A 518-nucleotide genomic window follows, 5' to 3' on the forward strand; every position below is an offset into this window, starting at 1 on the left:
CGAGCCGACGCCAACGGTGGCGGCCGCGATGCCCATGCGACGATTTGCGACGGGTCGTCGTCCATCGACGATGCGCGAAGCATCGATCAGGTCCGCGCCGACGTGCTCAGCGACCTCCTCCTCGCCGGCACACCCGCCCTCGACCCCACCGGCACCGGAGACGGCGACGGAACCCTCGGAGCCATCCGCGCGCACGTTCAGGTCGCCGTATCCGCGCTCACCCTCATGGGGCAAGACGACGGGCCGGCCGATCTCGCTGGCCGCTCCCCCATCGACGCGAACACTGCACGCGAACTCGCCGGCAACGCCACCTCCTGGGACCGGCTCCTCACCCACCCGGTCACCGGAACCGTCCTCGAATGCGACACCTACCGGCCCACGAGCGCGATGGTCCGGCTGCTGCGGGCACGTGACCGGCACTGCCGGTTCCCCGGATGCCGGCAACCCGCGATCCGATGCGAGCTCGACCACACCGTCGCCGCCTCAGCCGGCGGCCCAACGCACGTGTGCAACCTCGC

The 518-nt window shown here is 71.4% G+C and carries 1 protein-coding gene; it reads left to right on the top strand.

The features are described 5' to 3' along the window. Positions 1–518, top strand: a 518-nt coding sequence (locus CBF90_RS16255) for an HNH endonuclease signature motif containing protein (RefSeq protein WP_141097200.1), incomplete at both ends; no start/stop codon positions are given.

It is taken from the genome of Microbacterium sp. AISO3 (assembly GCF_002204305.1).
Taxonomy (GTDB): Bacteria; Actinomycetota; Actinomycetes; order Actinomycetales; family Microbacteriaceae; genus Microbacterium; species Microbacterium arborescens.